We start from the raw sequence: 18,114 nt of genomic DNA, 5'->3' as shown, positions 1-18,114 counted from the left end.
TTTGAAACCTTTATCTAACCGATTTTAATAACTAAATGACCTACCTTACTCCTTTACTTTCAGGTTTTATCGCTGCAGCCATTGGGACAATTCCACCAGGATTGCTCAACATGACAGCGGCCAAAATAAAAATGAAAGAGGGAAAAAAGAATGCATTGTCATTTGTAATCGGCGCTGTTATCGTTATTTTCTTTCAGGCTTATGTCGCTGTGTTATTTGCTCGCGTCATAGACAATCGTCCTGATGTTGTAACCTTATTGCGTGAAGCTGGTTTTATCATTTTTTCTATCTTAACCATTTATTTTTTGTTTTTTGCTAAAGATCCGATCGCAAAGAAAAAAACGAAAATAAAAAAGAGCAGCAAAAAAAGCCGTTTCTTTCTCGGAATGCTACTTTCTGGACTGAATTTCTTTCCAATTCCGTACTATGTTGTGGTGAGCGTAACTTTGGCTTCGTACAAACTGTTCATATTCGAAAATTCGATTATCCTAACATTTGTACTGGGTTCTGTTCTCGGAGCTTTTGGAATTTTATATAGTTATATAGCCTTCTTTGGAAGAATAGAAAAGAAAACCGATTACTTCATGCGAAACATGAATACTATTATAGGAACTATAACCGGATTGGTTGCGCTTGCGACACTTTTTAATATCCTGAATTACTACTTTGGTTAATTTTTATAGCCACTCCCGATAGCTATCGGGATAAAAATTAAAATGATTTTTTTACTTTGTGGTAAATAATTTTTCACGCAGATTTTGCAGATTTTAGTAGATAAATAGTAATTTTAAAATCCTTATAATCCTTTTAATCTGTGGCAAAATAATCATGGCAGAAGAGAATTTTTTCGAAAGAGTTTATGTAATCGCCAGACAAATTCCGTTTGGAAAAGTTACTTCTTATGGCGCTATTGCAAAGGCATTAGGCACAGCTCGTTCTGCACGAATGGTCGGCTGGGCAATGAATGCTTGCCATAATATGGACGATGTTCCTGCGCATAGAGTTGTAAACCAAAAAGGACTTCTAACAGGCAAACATCATTTTGACGGAACCAATTTAATGCAGCAACTTTTAGAAAATGAAGGAATCAAGGTAGTCAACAATCAGATTGTAGATTTTGAAAAACATTTCTGGAAACCGGAAGTTGAATCGTAAGAATCATTTTCACCATATAAGTGATATAAGTTCATTTAAAGATTTACGTTGTCATTTAATCTCGCAAAGACGCGAAGTCGCAAAGCTTATTTTAAATTTTCTTTGCGACTTCGCGTCTTTGCGAGCGATATAAACACAATGTTTAAATGAACTTATATCACTTATATGGTTCATTTTTTAAATCAAGCAAATCACGAAACTCGTTTTATCTTCATCCGTTTGATAGCTTAGATAACCTCCATGTGCTTCTATAATGTTCTTAGAAAGCGTTAATCCAATTCCCGCTCCATCTTTTCTAGTGGTAAAAAACGGAAGAAAAACTTTATCTCGAATCTCAGCATCTACTCCTTTTCCATTATCTGCAATCACAATAAAAAAGCGATTGTTTTCAGTATAACTCGAAATTATCAGTTTCTTTTCTTCTTTTTCTTTTAATGCATGAATACTATTGGTAATCAAATTAATAATCACTTGCTCCATCTGATTTTTATCAATCAAAATCGAACGTGAACTATGAATTTCATTTATCAATTCGATTCCTTCGTCTTTCAAAATCGGACTCATAATTCGCAAACAATCTTCAAACAAGGCATTGATGGGAGTCATTTGTTTATTTGGTGTTGGTAGCATCGCTAGTTTTCGATAATTCTCCACAAAAAACTGCAAATGATCGCTCCTATTTATGATGGTCGAAATGCTGCTTTTGATGTCTTCAAAATCATCTTCTTCTAACTCTTCCTGATCAACAATATGAAGTAGATTCTGCGAAAGCGCACGAATAGGCGTTAGCGAATTCATTAATTCATGTGAAATAATCTTCATTAAATTAATCCACGCCTCTTTTTCTTTTTTCTCGATCACACGCTGAATGCTATCCAGTAAAATGATAAAATACTCTTTGTTATACGTTTGAGTATGCGAAGTCTGAAGCATAAAAGTCTGAAGGTCTTGATCTTCAATTTTGATAGAAATGGCAGTCTTAAGTTCTGTAAAACCAACCTTTTCAATTTCATTGCATAAACTCGGAATATAGTTTTTAAGATATTGCCAATGGCTTACTTTTGGCACTTTGAAGAGCTTTGAAAAACAGTCATTCATTATAAAAACAGACCAAGAATCGTTTTCTTTCTCTAAAATTAAGGCTGCTGTATCTATACTGTTCAAAATCGAACGGTAGATTAATTCTTTTGAAGTCTGTTCTTGTCTCTGGTTTTTTAGCGTATCGTACAACAGATACAGACTATTGAAATTATCTCTTTTATGCTCTTCTGGAAAATGGGCAGAAAAGTCATCATGAAGAATTGAGTTTATCGTTTTATCATAAAACAGCAACTGATTTTTGACGAAAAAATACATTTCGAAAAGGAAAATCAAAACGAAAACTCCAGCCAAAATACCATTGAATCGAAATCCTTTATAAAACAATAATGCGCTGGCAAGGAAGAGTACCATGACAAACACGACTCTCAGAAACAAGGCATTATAAAACTTCCAATTCTTCATTATTTTTTTGAATTGCCTCCAGCTTTAGCTGGAGAGATACATTATTTACAGAAATAGGCTTTAGCCAAAACGCGTAAGTTTGGCTAAAGCCCCAATCTTATCTCAAAATAACATCCAGCTAAAGCTGGACGCTACATTTTCTTTAATTTTTTAAATCGTATTTTTCAATCCTTCTATAAAGTGCAGCGCGCGACAATCCTAATTCTTCTGCAGTTTTACTGATGTTCCCGTTGTGTTTGAACAATGCTTTTTCGATTGCGCCTTTTTCCATTTCTGATAATGGATTTTCATCATTTTCCTGAATCTCTTCAAAGTCCAAAATATCCAAATCCATTACAGAAATCGTATTGTTTTCAGCTAAAATCAAAGCGCGTTCGATTTTATTTTCCATTTCGCGGACGTTTCCTTTCCACGGATATTTTTCAAGATATGATGCCGCATTATCCTCAAAACGCCAGTTTTCCTGATTGTATTTTTCGGCAATCTGTTCTAGAATAAAATTTGCCATTGGCACAATATCATCTTTTCTTTCGCGAAGAGACGGGAGATTGATTTCCATTGTATTAATTCGATACAGCAAATCTTCACGAAACGTTTTATTTTTTACCTCAGTTTTAATATCGCTATTTGTAGCCGCTATTACGCGAACATTTAGCGGTCTTGGTTTACTTTCTCCCAAACGTGTTACGGTTTTGGTTTGTAAAACATGTAATAATTTAGCTTGAAGATGCAGCGGAATATTTCCGATTTCATCTAAAAAAATAGTTCCGTTTGAGGCATTTTCAAAACGTCCCGGAGTATCAACTTTAGCATCGGTAAAAGCTCCTTTGGCATAACCGAAAAGTTCGCTTTCGAATAGATTATCACTTAACGAACCCAAATCTACGTGCACAAAAGGCTGGTTTCTTCTTTCAGAATGCTGATGAATATATTCTGCAAAAACATACTTTCCTGTTCCGTTTTCGCCGAGAATCAAAACATTGGCATCTGTTCGGGCTACTTTTTCAGCAATAGAATACGCTTGTTTTATTTTTGCCGAAGTCCCGACAAAATATTTTTTCTCGGTCTTTTCTAATTTTTCTGAAGTTGTTTTTTTACTGTTTTTTCTGCTTTCGGCAACAGCCTTATCAATAACTTCTAATAGTTTTTCGTTGTTCCAAGGCTTTAGAACATAATCAAAAGCACCAATTTTAATCCCTTCTACAGCAGTTTCTATTTTACCAAAAGCGGTCATTAAAATCACAATAGTTTGTGGAGAAAGCTCTTTGATTTCTTTCAGCCAATGAATTCCTTCGCGCCCGTCTTCAAAACCAATTCGGTAATTCATATCCAGCAAAACCACATTTATTTCATTTTCGCTTAAAATTGAAATGATTTTTTTGGGACTATTGGTTGTAAAAATGGTTTCGAAATGCTTTTTAAGAATCATTTTTGCAGAAAAAAGAATTTCTTCCTGATCGTCGACAACTAATATTTGGGCTAGTTTTTTTCTCATGTGGTCTTTTTTCTGTCCGCTTCCGAACGGTCAACTGTTCATTATCGGACACTGCTTTTTTGAAGCGCTTTTTAAAGCTTCTTTAAAATCAACACTTTACAAATAATAAATTTTATGGCACAGTATTTACCTATTGATTATCAGTAAAATAAATTATAAAATGGACACGATAATTCCTCGTAAAAATAAAAAATTTAGATATTTCGCAATAGCAATTGCTGTTTTTTTAGTTTTGCTTACCATCTCGGTTTTTGCTTTTAACACTAAAAGAACTTTAAATGTAAAAGCAGACGAATTGGTAATTCAAAAAGCAGAAAAAGCCTTTTTTGAAGATTTCGTAGTTTTTCAAGCAAAAGTAGAACCTTTGAATGTGATGCTGGTAAACGTTACCGAAGGCGGTTCTGTAAAAGAGATTTTTGTAGAAAATGGCGCAATGGTTACCAAAGGGCAATCGCTAGCTCGTTTGTACAATCCGAACACAGAATTGAATTATCTGACTCAGGAAACTGCTATTATTGAACAAATCAACAATTTGAATACGGGGAAATTAAACATCAGAAATCAGGAATTAAACTTAAATAAAGATTTAGTTTTAATTGAACATGATTACAACGATGCCAAAAGATTGTACGATATGAATGCAAAGCTGTACGAGAAAGATGTAATTTCTAAAAATGACTGGAACACCTTTAAGGAAAGCCTTCGTTTTCAGGAAGAACGTAAAAGAACAATTCAGCAGAGCATTCAAAAAGAGAAACAAAGCAATCAGGTTCAAATTTCTCAAATAAACCGTTCGATCCAGACTATGGAAAAAAGTTTGGATATTCTTAGAAATAACAAAAAGAACTTTTTAATCACAGCACCAGAAACAGGACGATTGACTTCTTTTGAACCTGTTTTAGGAAAAACTTTTCAGGCAGGTGCGAGCATCGGAAAAATAGACTCTAATAAAGGATACAAATTGACTGCTGAAGTAGATGAATTTTATCTGGAAAAACTTAGAGAAGGATTAAAAGGACAAGTAGAATTTAAAGGCAAAAATCTTGAAGTCATCGTGACTAAAGTGATTCCTGAGGTTAAAGGCGGACGTTTTACTGTAGAGTTGGCTTTCGTTTCTAAAGAAAATATTGTGCTTCAGGATGGACTTAGCTTTGGGGTAAAATTGATTTTATCTGAAAAGAATAAAACTTTAGTGATCCCGAGAGGTGCTTTTAATCAGGAAGCAGCCGGAAAATGGATTTTTGTAGTAAACGGAAACAAAGCCGTGAGAAGAAACATCAAATTAGGACGCGAAAATCCTTCTTATTACGAAGTTTTAGAAGGCTTAAAAGAAGGCGAATCTGTAGTCACTTCTTCTTATACCGATTACAAAGACATCGAAGAGCTTTCTCTTGAGTCGCAGTCGCAGTAGATAGTCTCAGTTTTACAATTTACAATTATAAAAGATCAATCATCAATCAAAAAACGATTTTAATAACATTTCAAAACCTTAAAAATTATGATCACAATTCAGAATTTAACCAAAGTTTTTAGAACAGAAGAAATAGAAACTGCTGCTTTGAGCGGTATCAATTTAGAAATAAAAAAAGGAGATTTTTTAACTATCATGGGGCCTTCGGGATGTGGAAAATCGACTTTATTAAATATAATCGGTCTTCTTGACGGCGCTAGCGGCGGAAGCTACAAATTACTAGATCAAGAAATGATCGGGCTTAAAGAAAAAGGAAGAGCGCAGGTGAGAAAAGAAAACATTGGTTTCATTTTTCAGAATTTCAACCTAATCGATGAGCTTTCTGTTTATGATAATATCGAATTGCCTTTGCTTTACAATAATGTAAAAGCTTCTGAAAGAAAACAAAAAATTGAAGCTATTGCTGAAAAATTAAATATCTCTCATCGTTTAAAACATTTCCCGCAACAGCTTTCTGGAGGTCAGCAGCAGAGAGTTGCGGTTGCAAGAGCTTTGGTAAACGATCCGAAAATTATTTTGGCCGATGAGCCAACAGGAAACTTAGACAGTAAAAACGGTAATGAGGTAATGGAACTTTTAACCGATCTACACGCTAAAGGCGCTACCATTTTGATGGTTACCCACTCTGATTATGACGCTTCTTTTTCGCAGAGAACCATTCATATGAAAGACGGAGTTATATTTTCTGAAAAGTTAAATCAACGAAATGTTGATGTTTTTATGGACGCTAAATAATAAAGTGATGATTAAAATTATTGTTACTGCACTTGTGGTTCTGGTAGAACTAGTGTGCAAAATATTTACTATGATATAAACCGAAAGGTTTACCAAAACAGCCATATCAACTATAAAAAATATACATCAAAATGATTTTTAACTGGTTTAAAATATTTATATATCATTTAAAGCAAAGCAAACTGTTTTCGCTTTTAAATGTGCTCGGATTAAGCATCGGGATCGCTTCTGTTATTTTTGCGATTTTATATTGGAATAACGAACATTCTTACGACCAATGGAATCCTGGAAAAGAGAATACGTATATGGTTCTCAACAGAATAAGTTCTGGAGACACTTGGGGCTCTAACTCTATTCCGTTTGGAGAAACTTGTAAAGCCACAATTCCCGAAATTGAAAACATCTGTTTTTTTCACACTTGGTACGATCAAGATATCATTAAATATCAAGATCAAAAACTGATGACTAAAGACATCACTATGAGTGATGAAAATTTCTTCGATTTTTTTCCTTTTGAAATTGTAAAAGGTGCAAAAACCAATATTTTAAAAGAAAAAAATAGCGTTGCTATCTCTGACGAACAAGCCAAACTACTTTTTAAAAACGAAGATCCTATTGGCAAATCTATCTCTTACGGCAATAAAAATTATACTATAAAATCGGTTTACCGCATTATTAAGCCTTCATCTATAGAACCTTCTTATGTTTTTAGTGGCGTAAAAAGAGAAAACGACTTAAATCAATGGGGAAATTTTAATTATGGTTTATTAATTAAAATCAAAAAAGATGCTGCTGTCGCCTCTGTTTTAAAGAAAATGCAGAATGTTTATTTTGTAAACAGAACAGTAAAAGATGCCAAAGAAAGTGGGATGACAGTTGAGCAGTATGTAAAAGAAAATGGCGAAGTAAAAGTCATTTTAGATCAATTAAAAACATCTCGTCTGTACGGAACCAAAAGTTCTGCCGGACAAAATTATCCTGAAGGAGTTGGCAATCTAAAACTGCTTTATATCATGAGCGGTTTATCTATTTTGATTCTAGTTTTATCATTGGTAAACTACATCAATTTGGCAACAGCATCGGCAATAAAGCGTGCAAAAGAAGTCGGTGTACGCAAAATTGTGGGCGCTACAAAAAACCAGATTATTACTCAGTTTATTTTTGAAACTGCTATAATTGTTACGCTGGCTATTTTATTTGCTTTAGCAATTGTGGAGCTTTCCTTGCCTTACTACAATAATTTCTTGAACAAAACACTGACCATGAATGGCAGTGAGTTTTACCTGCAGCTTATTTTAATATTTGGATTAGTAATCATTTTTGCGGGTATTTTCCCTGCCATTTATATTGCAAATTTCGAAACTTTAAAAGTTTTGAAAGGGAATTTCTCAAGAAGCAAAAGTGGTATTTGGATTCGTAATTCGATGCTTATTTTTCAATTCGGAATCGCTGCCTTCTTTATCATTGGAGCACTAATTGTAAATTCTCAAGTGAAGTATATGATGGAGAAAGATTTGGGCTTTAGCGGTGATCAGGTGCTTTCGGTTCCTTACTACACTTTAGACAGAAACAAAAGAACTGATGAATATTTAGTCGCCAAACAAGAAATTAAAAAAATTCCTGGCGTTGTAGACATTTCTACGTTTGCAGGGGTTTTCGGAACAACAAGCGGTTCAAGTTCAGGATTTAAACATAATGGCATTTTTGTACAGCCAAAAAACATCGAAATGGATTTTGGTTTCCTTGACTTGATGAAAATAAAAATAGTCAAAGGACGAGATTTATCTCCTCAATTTGCTTCAGATACTATAAGTAGTATGCTTATGAACGAAACGCTGGTTAAAGCTCTTAACCTGAAAGACCCGATTAATACAGTTATAACTTCTGGATGGAGCATAAACGGCAGCGATAATTTAAAATTTAAGATTGTTGGAGTTGTGAAAGATTTCAATCTAACTGGATTGCAAAATAAAATTCCGCCAATGGTTTTTATTAATCTTAAAACTTTAAAGTGGAATAATTTTAATAATGTACTTATAAAGGTATCTCCAAATAATTTAACAGAAACGTTAGAAAATTTGAAATTGTATTGGGAGAAAAATGTAAACCCAGACTATCCATTTGAATATGAATTTGTTAATAAAGGATTTGCAAAAACATATCAAGAACAAATAAAACAAAAAAATCTATTTTTTATTCTAAATTTAGTTGTGATTATAATTGCTATATTTGGATTGTTTGCTTTGGCATCATTTTCGATGGAGAGAAGACTGAAAGAAATCGCCATTCGAAAAACATTGGGAGCCGAAACAGATATACTCCTAAAAGAATTATCGAAACAATATATTGTTTTCTGTTTAATAGGATTTGGAATCGGAATTGTTCCTGCTTATATATTATTACAGAAATGGCTTGAAGATTTCGCTTTTAGAATTGGAATATCATCAATTCCGTTCCTAATCGCCTTGATTTCTCTTTTGCTCTTAACTTTAATAATTGTTTTAACAAAAGCGTTTCAGGTCACCAAAATCGATGTATTAAAATATTTAAAATACGAATAAGCTTGTAGACCATTTTTTTTTAAAGAAGCCCGACAGATTTCAGTAAAATCCGTCGGGCTTTTATGTTTAATCCCTCATTGTTACAGCATCATTATAAATCAGCTTGTCTAAACTCTGATCTCGATCATATACGTCTGGGAAAAAATTTACTTCTCCATTGTCCTGAACCCAGCACGTAAAATAACCTATATAAACCGGAATTTTACGTTTGAGCATACAGGTTGTTTCTTTTTCGCCGCTCATAGCGCTTTCAATTTTATCTACTGGCCAATCAGGATCGTCTTTCAAAATATGCAATGCAAGCTGTTTGGCTTCTTTTACATTTATGCAACCGTGGCTAAAAGTACGTTTTTCAAATTCAAATAAGCTTTTTGCAGGCGTATCATGCATATAAATATCATTCGGGTTTGGGAACATAAATTTTACTAATCCCAGAGAATTTTTTGGTCCTGGTTTTTGTCGTACTTTCCCACCATTCCATTCCATATTATGATCTGCCAAATAATTTTTATCATTTGCGATCTGGAGTTTTAATTCATTTTGAATAATACTTGTTGGCACGTACCAATATGGACTAAACACAATCCGATCCATATTTCCGCTAAAAATTACTGTTTCACTAAGCCTGTTGCCAACAAAAATATCCGAAACGAGATCATACTTTCCGTCCTTAACATAAAACAGTCTAAATGATGGAATATTAACCATAACATACTCTTCAGCTTTGGCCAATTTGGTAGGAATCCATCTGCATCTTTCCATATTCAACATAATGGTTCTGATTCTTTTACCGATTGGCTCATTCATTTGGTTGATAATATCTCTCGTTAGGGCATAATTAATTTTTAAATTATATCTTTTTTTATAATTCAAAACTCCCGCCATTAATTCTTCATCATAAATATCACTTCCAGAATCTCGTTTTAGATCTCCTACTACATATAAGCGATTTCTAATTTGTTTTATGGCAATAGCTGTGTCATCTGGTCTTAAATCCTTAAAATTAGCACTGTCAATTGTAATTTTCTGCCAAAGATTATCGGTTTCGATTTTACGATATTTTTTCAATGCATCTTTCAGTTTGTAATATTGGCTGAATAAAAGATTATCATCTTTATCTAATCGATCTGTATCAACCATCAATGAATCCAGAATGTGAGCATACGAAATAGATTTTGCAGGCAAGTACCATCCTATTTTTTTTAATGTTGCAGGATCAACTCCAGAATACACATTGCTTGCATAAAATACGTACATACTAGTTAGCAGTAATTCGGTGTCCAGCTGCGATGGTTTATTGGAAGTACTTTCATTAAAAGCCTCATCTATCTGTTCTTTGTAAGGCATTTTATCTTCAATTCCTTGATCTTTCAGAACATTTACTTTCTGATACAATAATGATCCAAATTCGGTAATGCTTTTATCATCATACCAAATAGATTTATACTGTTTGGTTTTATAAATATCCTCAACATCTTTCTGATACTTTTTAAGCTTAGGATATTTTTTAAAAAAGGCATTAATTGATGCTGCATCGATAGTAATAATCGAAACAGTTTTTCGATTTGTTAAGTCAGCTCTGCTTTTGGCATTGTTAGATAATGAATTAAATGAAAATGCAAAAAAACTGACTGTAATAATAATTAAAGAAAAAGTAAAATTTCGCATATTTTTAAAGTTTTAAATTGGTAGAAACAACTTTTAAAAAAAATACCGAAAACCCAATAAATTACTCAAAAACCTTAGTCTTCACATATTTTTTTCATGTCTGGCAATCATCGATTTGGGCTATCAAATATAGCGAAGTTTTGTGAGAATTTTATTTAATTGGAAGAAAAACTTACGCAAAAAATATTCGTTTAAATTGGAAATACTTTTCTCCCAACATTAAATCGATGAATCATTCTTGATTATGATTTTCAATACAAAATACTTTTAAATAATTTTGAATAATCTCAATATCAATAATTACAATTCAAAAACGCTTAATTTCCGAACTTAATCTGTTATCTTTGCACCCTGAAATCAGTTTAAATAAATATAATCTTATAAGATTGATTTTGGAGAATAAAAAAATAGCCCATTACAATGAAACTAGATAGAAAAGAAATTCTAAAAGCTTTAGAGACTATCACTATTGCTGGAGAAGGAAAAAATATGGTTGAAAGCGGTGCCGTAACCAATGTGATCACGTTTGGAGACGAAGCTGTTGTAGACCTTGTATTGCATACACCTGCTATGCACATCAAAAAAAGAGCAGAAGATGATATTAGAAAAACAATCCACGATTTAATATCACCTGACGCGAAAGTAAAAGTAAACATTAAAGTTGAAGCTCCAGAAAAACCGGAAATTAAAGGCCGTGCTATTCCTGGAATCAAAAATATTATTGCAGTTGCTTCTGGCAAAGGAGGAGTAGGAAAATCTACTGTAACTGCAAACTTAGCTGTTACACTTGCAAAAATGGGCTTTAAGGTTGGTGTTTTAGATGCTGATATTTATGGTCCTTCAATGCCAATTATGTTTGATGTTGAGAACGAAAAACCAATTTCTGTAACAGTTGACGGAAAATCAAAAATGAAACCTATTGAAAGCTATGAAATCAAAATGCTTTCAATCGGATTTTTTACGGCGCCAAGCCAAGCTGTAATCTGGAGAGGGCCAATGGCCGCAAAAGCATTAAACCAAATGATTTTTGATGCAGATTGGGGAGAATTAGATTTTATGCTTCTTGATTTGCCTCCTGGAACTGGTGATATCCACCTTTCTATAATGCAATCGCTTCCAATTACAGGAGCTGTTGTAGTAAGTACTCCACAAGCAGTTGCACTTGCAGATGCTAAAAAAGGAGTAGCTATGTTTATGCAAGACAACATCAACGTTCCAGTTTTAGGAATTATTGAAAATATGGCATATTTTACACCAGAAGAATTGCCAGAAAACAAATATTACATCTTTGGACAAGAAGGTGCTAAAAACCTTGCTGAAGATTTAGGCGTTCCATTTTTAGGAGAAGTTCCTATTGTACAATCTATTCGCGAAGCAGGAGATTACGGTCGTCCTGCAGCATTGCAGACCGCCTCTCCAATAGAAAAAGTGTTCGAAGGAATTACTAGAAATGTTGTACAAGAAACAGTAAACAGAAACGAAAGCTTGCCTGCAACAGAAGCTATCAAGATTACAACAATGGCAGGCTGTTCTGCAGTTAAAAAGAATTAGATAATTGAGATAATGAGATAATTAGCTAATTTTAAAGAATTTTCTAATTGGCACATTTTCTAATTGACACATTAATATTATGACAACAGAAGAAATAACAAGCAATGTTTTATTGGCCTTAGACGAGATAAGACCATTCTTAAAATCGGACGGTGGAGATATTTCATTAATCTCTATTGAAGACGACAAACATGTTAAAGTTCGTTTGGAAGGAGCTTGCATTAGCTGCAGTGTTAATCAAATGACACTGAAAGCAGGTGTTGAAACCACTATAAAAAAATATGCGCCACAAATAGAAACTGTGGTAAATGTAATGTAACAAATCGTAGTTTTTCCTCAAAATTAAAGCATCATAGTTTAACAAGAATAGTAAGTGTTTTGTTATTTAATTAAAGAAATAATAAAATAACACCGAAAAAAGGATACTTTTTGCCACATTCACAAAAAACAATACAAAGTTTTAAGAGTTTCTGTTAAGGAATTGTTACATTTTTAACTTAAATTTGTCAGCATAACCCTTAAATCTTAAACTATGAGAAACTTTTACGCTCTTTTTTTATTATTTTTTGTAAGCGCTGTAAATGCACAACAGGGCCAAACACTTTTTGCTGATAAAGCTTGGGTAAATGAATCAGAAGAATGGTCAGATTTCCAGTATTCAGGCCAAATCATTTTTTCTACAAATGGAAAAACTGAAGAAGGTGCTTTAAGAATTGGAAATTATGATTTCCTATATGACCTTTGTGATGGAAAGGCAAAATTCTCAAATAAAGCAACATATAGCTCAGCCGATTTTTCGCATCCGAGAAAACTTAGTGCGCAAACTGATAAACAAGGAATTTTAAACTCTACTTATGAAGGGACCTTAATATTCCAATCTGACAAAGATTACTATTCTGTCATCTCTCTAGTAACAATACTAGAAAAAGGAGGCAACATTATTGGCGTAAAAATGCGCATTAAAGACAATAGTAGAAAAGAATATGCTTTTAGCTTAAAAGAGAAAAGTTAAAATTAATAGAGAATTTGAACACGTTTTTCAAATTCTACACAAAATTCCAATAATTAAAATGGATGTATTAATAAAGATTAAAGATCGTGAAGGAGTTGTACATGAGCTACAAGCTCCAACTGATATGGCAATGAATATAATGGAGTTATGCAAAGCATACGAACTTCCTGTTGAAGGAACCTGCGGAGGAATGGCAATGTGCGCTTCTTGCCAGTGTTATGTTCTAAATGATGTTGCATTACCAGAAATGGGTGACGATGAAGAAGCCATGCTTTCGGAAGCATTTTATGTAAAATCTAATAGTCGTTTAGGCTGCCAGATTCCAATTACTGAAGACTTAGAAGGCTTGGAATTAGAATTGGCACCAGAATACTAAATAATAGAAAAGCGAGAATTTTTGGTTCTCGCTTTTTCTATTTATGAATATTCTTTAATCAAATTATCCAAAGAAAACTCTTTTAATAATTTATCTAAATATTTACCTCTACTGCTTGTTTCACGTTGATAGGGCGCAAACAAACTTGTTGATTTGTTGAATTCTTCATTAAGCTCTTGTAATTCTATTTTTTCATCGTTTGTTAAAAAATTAGATTTCTTTTCTATGAAATTTAAAATTCTTTTTATTGCTATTTCTTTATCGATAATTGCTTCTTCATTATTATTTAAAGTACATATTCCGTAGACGCCTTTCAAAAAATAATTCCATTCTTCTTCTAATGCATTTTCTATTTTTTCATTGTCGATGTTATCATTTCCATCAAAAACATTTCCGTATGCAAAGGCTTTGTAAGCATGATTTTTCAGATTTGACAGTAAATTTTCTATAAATTCAGATTTGAATTTTTCAGGATTTATATTCTGGGCATTATTTTCAATAAGCTGTAAAACACTTGGGTGAAAATACCTCCTTTCAATACTAACTTTATGAGTATCACTTAAGGAAGAACTGATTGTAATATCTGAATTTATAACATAAGAAGGCTCGGGAACAAGTTTATTTTCAATTAATTCATTCAGCTTGTCTGAAGAGATATTTGCCATTTTAGTTACTTCTTCAAACACTATATAATTTTCTACGATGTATTTTAGATTTTGATCCATTTTTAATTTTTTGTTTGATGAAATTAGGGTTTTATTTCCATTTCCAATCTAACTCTGATATAAAATCAATTTTCAAGTTTTCAGCAATTGATTTTAGTTTATTTCGCAATTTTTCAGCATCTTCTATTTTATCTTTTGGAATCATTAAACTTTCACCCGTTTTGAAAGCAATGAAAAAATAATCTTTGATTTCGCTTATATTTTTGAAATTAGAAAAGTTAACGCTTGAAATTCCTACTCCCCCTGTTAATATATCCAAAACTTCTTCATTAAATAATACTTTTATATTAATACCTATTCTATTTTTAAAATTTTCGTTTACATATTTCTTTAAAAAAAATTGATGCCTTTTTTTAAAATATAATGGGAAAAAGAAAAAAAATACAACACTAGCACTTCCAAAGCAATACCCTTCAAATTTATTTTTATTAATATAAAGCCCTAATCCTATCATAAACAATGATAAAATTATAAGTAGTTTAGTTTTCTTCCTTTGTTTCTTGACGAATTCACTTTTTGAAGCAAGATATAATTGTTGCTGTAAATAATCGTTTTCTGTTAGGCTGTATATTAATTCCATGAATTTAATTTAAATTGTGCTAAAATTTCTATTATCCTTTATACTTAAAATATACAACAGCATTCTTCTGTTCATCTGAGGTTATTTTAATTTCATACTTTTTATCTCCAGCTTTTATTTTCATAAGTGATGTATTTGGCGGAATATCTCCTAAATTTTCTGCGACTAGGATTACTTCATGAAAATTGTTATAATCATCCATTTCTAGATTTATAAGTAAAGGCTTCTTTGTAAGCTCTTCTTTCACAAGGACTGGCTCTTTATCTACATAAACTGAAACAATATCGTGATCAATCTGTCCATAATCGTAAATGCTTATTTCAACTTGTTTGCTATTTACTTTGATAGTTTTAAGTGTCTCGTTTTTTCTTGTTTTTATGTCAATTGGAACTGCTTTACTATCTGATATAAAAATGGGTCTTAATGAAGCAATTCCAGATTTTTCAAAATTCAAAAAAAACGGAGCAGATGCACTTGAAACTTGTGAAAGTGAATTTTTGTTTATAAAAAAAGATTGTGAAGGAGTAAGAGTCTCACTTTCTCTTGTTAATCTTATAGACATAATATTTTCATAACCATCATTGCAACCGTTGCTCGTTGTATCGAAGTCATCCATTTTTCCTTTAAATATAATTCCTGAAATACTTTCTTTTTTATTGTGATATGGCGTATTATAATAAAGCACATAATGAACTGGTAGGCATACTTTTTCCCTATCTAGTATCGTACAGGAAATTTGTTTACAATCTGCAATTTTTATAGCTCCGCTAATATCATTGTAACCTATTCTAAACTTTTTTTCCAGTGAATTAAATTCCTGATCCGAAATATCGAAACTATTACATTCAGAAGATGCTATACTTTTTTTTGTCAATTCTGATCCATAATCGCATCCTGTAGCGAACAAGCTGTAAGTTACTAAAGCCTTTATCGATAAATCCGTTTGAATAATCTGCATCTCAAACTGATTTGTTATAAGTTTTCGCTCAACTGTATGCTCATTAATAGTACCTTTCCAGACACCTGTTAAATTCTGTGCATTGCTACTGATACACAATAATACCATAAGAATAAGTGTGTGAAAAAAATTCATAATTATAACATTTCTAGTTCTTCAAAAAATAATTTACTTTACAATCAAGAATACACTTTCTTAATCCACATACTTAAATATAAATACTGCTTTTTTCTTTATTCTTTCAGAAGTTAAGTCGATCTTTTCATTTAACTTCCCAGCTTTTATATCCATTTCTGCTGTATTAGGTAGAACGGTACCAAGATTTTCCGTTACAAAAATTACCTCACAATTAACCGTTTTATCCATTTCTAATACAATTTCAAATGGATCATCCAAAAGTTCTTTATTAAGAAAGACAGGTTTTCTATCAACATAAATTGAAACTCTATCACGATCTACCCTACTGTAATCAGAAAAATTTAATTTTACTTCCTTCGTATTAACAATTACTTTTTTCACCATTTCATAGTCTTCATCTAGTAAAGTATTAATAATCAATTTTTCTACTTCTTTTTTTCTTTTTTTTATACCTGTTGCAGTAATTCTTGCCTTTATTAAAGAAGATTCAGAAGGAATAATTTTATCAACTTTCTCTAATTTTATATATGCATCAGTATATTTATTTTGATAATCATAATAATTACTGAAATTTTTACGAAAAGTCCTGCCTAATAAATACTGTTTACCTTTATTTTTATACCATTTCAGACTGCATCCAAAACCGTTTTCTGAAAATTGTATTCGGCTTAAATGTTCGCTATTATCTTTTGATTCTGGTATTAAATCACAATCACAATTTACACCATCAATAAAATCATCAAAATCTTGTAATGCTATTATTTTTTCTTTTAAACCTCCTTGATAATCAAAATTCAAAGCCGCTCCAATAGCAGAATCATTTTGAATAATTTGCATTTCGAAAAAGTTTGTTAAAGATCTGCCACGTGAATCTTTTATAGTTCCTCTCCAAACACCAGTGAGGTTTTGCGCCGATATAATATTGAAGAAAAAAATACAGACTGAAATAGATAAAAGCCTCATAATAAATTGAATAATTTTCAAAATTAAATTGAAAAAGAAACTCAAGTAGCCCTTATAAGTTTTAAAAACAACATATTAAGTTATTTCATAAATCTAATACTCGTTCAATTATTATTCTTTATACTTAAAATTAATCACAGCATTCTTCTGTTCATCTGAGGTTATTTTAATTTCATACTTTTCTCCAGCTTTTATTTTCATAAGTGCTGTATTTGGCGGAATATCTCCTAAATTTTCTGCGACTAGGATTACTTCATGAAAATTGTTATAATCATCCATTTCTAGATTTATAAGTAAAGGCTTCTTTGTAAGCTCTTCTTTTACAAGGACTGGCTCTTTATCTACATAAACCGAAATAATATCGTGATCTATCTGACCATAATCGTAAATACTTATTTCAACTTGTTTACTATTGACTTTAATAGTTTTTAATTTTTCATTTTTTCTGGTTTTAATAACAACCGGAATTTCTTTTTTATCTTGGAGATATACATTTCGCAATGCCAAATCTGATCTTTCATATTTTACAATTTGTGGCTTAGCTACTATAGATGGAATCTTCTGTAATGTGTTTCTCTTTATAAAAAAACTTTGAGAGGAATTAATTGCACCTATTTTTTTAAGTTTAACAATACCTTCAATTCTTTGATAATTAGTAATTGGAAAAAACTTACCTGTTAGAAATTCATCATTTCCTTTTTTAGACCATTTAAGATTATAATTTATGTAGTTGCAATACTTATGGTTCTCTGACATATTACACCATATATGTTTGTTTTCTGTAAATCGTATATCTTTTGAAGAATACTTTATATTTTCGAAAATTGTACCTGGCATAATAACACATCCACAATCAGAATTATGTGCAAAATTATCGCTTTGAACGGCTATTATTTTGGCTGTCTTTATTACTCCATCACTTTTATACTTATATACAACCAAAGCGTTTAAAGATGATTTTGTTTGCAAAATTTGCATTTCAAAATCATCAATCCATACATTGCCTCTAGAATCAGATAATTCGCCTTTCCCAAACTCCACTCAAATTTTGCGAATTGGTTAAGTTGAAAAACATAACAAAAATTGAAATATAAAACTTCATATCAAAGATTTTGAATAATGCATCAAAACTAATTCAACATAAAAATTCAAATAGCCATTATAAGACTTAAAACTATCACATTAAGTCAATTTAAAAATGTCTTATCATGATATTCTAATAT

The 18,114-nt window shown here is 31.8% G+C and carries 17 protein-coding genes; 9 read left to right on the top strand and 8 right to left on the bottom strand.

Annotation, left to right across the window (positions count from 1 at the left end; all coding sequences use genetic code 11):
- The first annotated feature begins 35 nt into the window (after nucleotides 1-35).
- Together ACNRYB_RS06195 and ACNRYB_RS06190 are read left to right on the top strand one after the other, a co-directional pair.
- Nucleotides 36-674 carry a lysine transporter LysE gene (locus ACNRYB_RS06195; protein WP_473729537.1) on the top strand — a complete coding sequence of 213 codons (639 nt, stop codon included), beginning with the start codon at nucleotides 36-38 and terminating at the stop codon, nucleotides 672-674.
- Nucleotides 675-828: 154 nt separating this feature from the next.
- Nucleotides 829-1,155 carry an MGMT family protein gene (locus ACNRYB_RS06190; protein WP_111286436.1) on the top strand — a complete coding sequence of 109 codons (327 nt, stop codon included), beginning with the start codon at nucleotides 829-831 and terminating at the stop codon, nucleotides 1,153-1,155.
- 177 nt (nucleotides 1,156-1,332) lie between these two features.
- Here ACNRYB_RS06190 and ACNRYB_RS06185 read toward each other — a convergent pair whose 3' ends face one another.
- Together ACNRYB_RS06185 and ACNRYB_RS06180 are read right to left on the bottom strand one after the other, a co-directional pair.
- Nucleotides 1,333-2,658 carry a sensor histidine kinase gene (locus ACNRYB_RS06185; RefSeq protein WP_473729536.1) on the bottom strand — a complete coding sequence of 442 codons (1,326 nt, stop codon included), beginning with the start codon at nucleotides 2,656-2,658 and terminating at the stop codon, nucleotides 1,333-1,335.
- Between the two features lie 142 nt (nucleotides 2,659-2,800).
- On the bottom strand, nucleotides 2,801-4,153 hold the full coding sequence (locus ACNRYB_RS06180; protein WP_473729535.1) for a sigma-54-dependent transcriptional regulator: 1,353 nt from the start codon (nucleotides 4,151-4,153) through the stop codon (nucleotides 2,801-2,803).
- Nucleotides 4,154-4,313: 160 nt separating this feature from the next.
- On the opposite strand from ACNRYB_RS06180, the gene ACNRYB_RS06175 reads away from it, so the two are divergent.
- The 3 genes from ACNRYB_RS06175 to ACNRYB_RS06165 all read left to right on the top strand — a co-directional run bounded on the left by ACNRYB_RS06175 (nucleotide 4,314) and on the right by ACNRYB_RS06165 (nucleotide 8,920).
- Nucleotides 4,314-5,564, top strand: a complete 1,251-nt coding sequence (locus ACNRYB_RS06175; RefSeq protein ID WP_129746032.1) for an efflux RND transporter periplasmic adaptor subunit — start codon at nucleotides 4,314-4,316, stop codon at nucleotides 5,562-5,564.
- A gap of 87 nt (nucleotides 5,565-5,651) precedes the next feature.
- Nucleotides 5,652-6,359 carry an ABC transporter ATP-binding protein gene (locus ACNRYB_RS06170; protein WP_008466269.1) on the top strand — a complete coding sequence of 236 codons (708 nt, stop codon included), beginning with the start codon at nucleotides 5,652-5,654 and terminating at the stop codon, nucleotides 6,357-6,359.
- Nucleotides 6,360-6,490: 131 nt separating this feature from the next.
- Nucleotides 6,491-8,920, top strand: a complete 2,430-nt coding sequence (locus tag ACNRYB_RS06165; protein WP_473729534.1) for an ABC transporter permease — start codon at nucleotides 6,491-6,493, stop codon at nucleotides 8,918-8,920.
- A 66-nt stretch (nucleotides 8,921-8,986) separates the two neighbouring features.
- Here ACNRYB_RS06165 and ACNRYB_RS06160 read toward each other — a convergent pair whose 3' ends face one another.
- Nucleotides 8,987-10,588 carry a L,D-transpeptidase family protein gene (locus ACNRYB_RS06160; RefSeq protein ID WP_129746030.1) on the bottom strand — a complete coding sequence of 534 codons (1,602 nt, stop codon included), beginning with the start codon at nucleotides 10,586-10,588 and terminating at the stop codon, nucleotides 8,987-8,989.
- A 420-nt stretch (nucleotides 10,589-11,008) separates the two neighbouring features.
- On the opposite strand from ACNRYB_RS06160, the gene ACNRYB_RS06155 reads away from it, so the two are divergent.
- The 4 genes from ACNRYB_RS06155 to ACNRYB_RS06140 all read left to right on the top strand — a co-directional run bounded on the left by ACNRYB_RS06155 (nucleotide 11,009) and on the right by ACNRYB_RS06140 (nucleotide 13,527).
- Nucleotides 11,009-12,139 (top strand): Mrp/NBP35 family ATP-binding protein, encoded by a 1,131-nt coding sequence (locus tag ACNRYB_RS06155; RefSeq protein ID WP_129746029.1) that lies wholly within the window; start codon nucleotides 11,009-11,011, stop codon nucleotides 12,137-12,139.
- 79 nt (nucleotides 12,140-12,218) lie between these two features.
- Complete coding sequence (locus ACNRYB_RS06150) at nucleotides 12,219-12,458, top strand: NifU family protein (protein WP_008466263.1); 240 nt, start codon at nucleotides 12,219-12,221, stop codon at nucleotides 12,456-12,458.
- 213 nt (nucleotides 12,459-12,671) lie between these two features.
- Nucleotides 12,672-13,151, top strand: coding sequence for a hypothetical protein (locus ACNRYB_RS06145; protein WP_129746028.1), 480 nt, complete (start codon nucleotides 12,672-12,674; stop codon nucleotides 13,149-13,151).
- Nucleotides 13,152-13,209: 58 nt separating this feature from the next.
- Nucleotides 13,210-13,527, top strand: coding sequence for a 2Fe-2S iron-sulfur cluster-binding family protein (locus tag ACNRYB_RS06140; RefSeq protein WP_008466258.1), 318 nt, complete (start codon nucleotides 13,210-13,212; stop codon nucleotides 13,525-13,527).
- A gap of 41 nt (nucleotides 13,528-13,568) precedes the next feature.
- Here the strand turns inward: ACNRYB_RS06140 and ACNRYB_RS06135 are convergent, their stop codons facing one another.
- The 5 genes from ACNRYB_RS06135 to ACNRYB_RS06115 all read right to left on the bottom strand — a co-directional run bounded on the left by ACNRYB_RS06135 (nucleotide 13,569) and on the right by ACNRYB_RS06115 (nucleotide 17,932).
- Nucleotides 13,569-14,252 (bottom strand): DUF6058 family natural product biosynthesis protein, encoded by a 684-nt coding sequence (locus ACNRYB_RS06135; protein WP_473729533.1) that lies wholly within the window; start codon nucleotides 14,250-14,252, stop codon nucleotides 13,569-13,571.
- Between the two features lie 31 nt (nucleotides 14,253-14,283).
- A complete protein-coding gene (locus tag ACNRYB_RS06130; protein WP_263523971.1) occupies nucleotides 14,284-14,832 on the bottom strand; it encodes a YcxB family protein in 549 nt (182 codons plus the stop codon).
- A gap of 31 nt (nucleotides 14,833-14,863) precedes the next feature.
- Nucleotides 14,864-15,898, bottom strand: coding sequence for a hypothetical protein (locus tag ACNRYB_RS06125; protein WP_473729532.1), 1,035 nt, complete (start codon nucleotides 15,896-15,898; stop codon nucleotides 14,864-14,866).
- Between the two features lie 87 nt (nucleotides 15,899-15,985).
- Nucleotides 15,986-16,891: a hypothetical protein gene (locus tag ACNRYB_RS06120; protein WP_129746023.1), complete on the bottom strand. Its 906-nt coding sequence runs from the start codon at nucleotides 16,889-16,891 to the stop codon at nucleotides 15,986-15,988.
- A gap of 111 nt (nucleotides 16,892-17,002) precedes the next feature.
- A complete protein-coding gene (locus tag ACNRYB_RS06115; protein ID WP_473729531.1) occupies nucleotides 17,003-17,932 on the bottom strand; it encodes a hypothetical protein in 930 nt (309 codons plus the stop codon).
- Between the last annotated feature and the right edge of the window lie 182 nt (nucleotides 17,933-18,114).

The organism is Flavobacterium sp. CR10 (assembly GCF_055814415.1).
The sequence above is the reverse complement of the archived record's forward strand: the minus strand, read 5'-3'. Positions and strand labels throughout refer to the sequence as shown.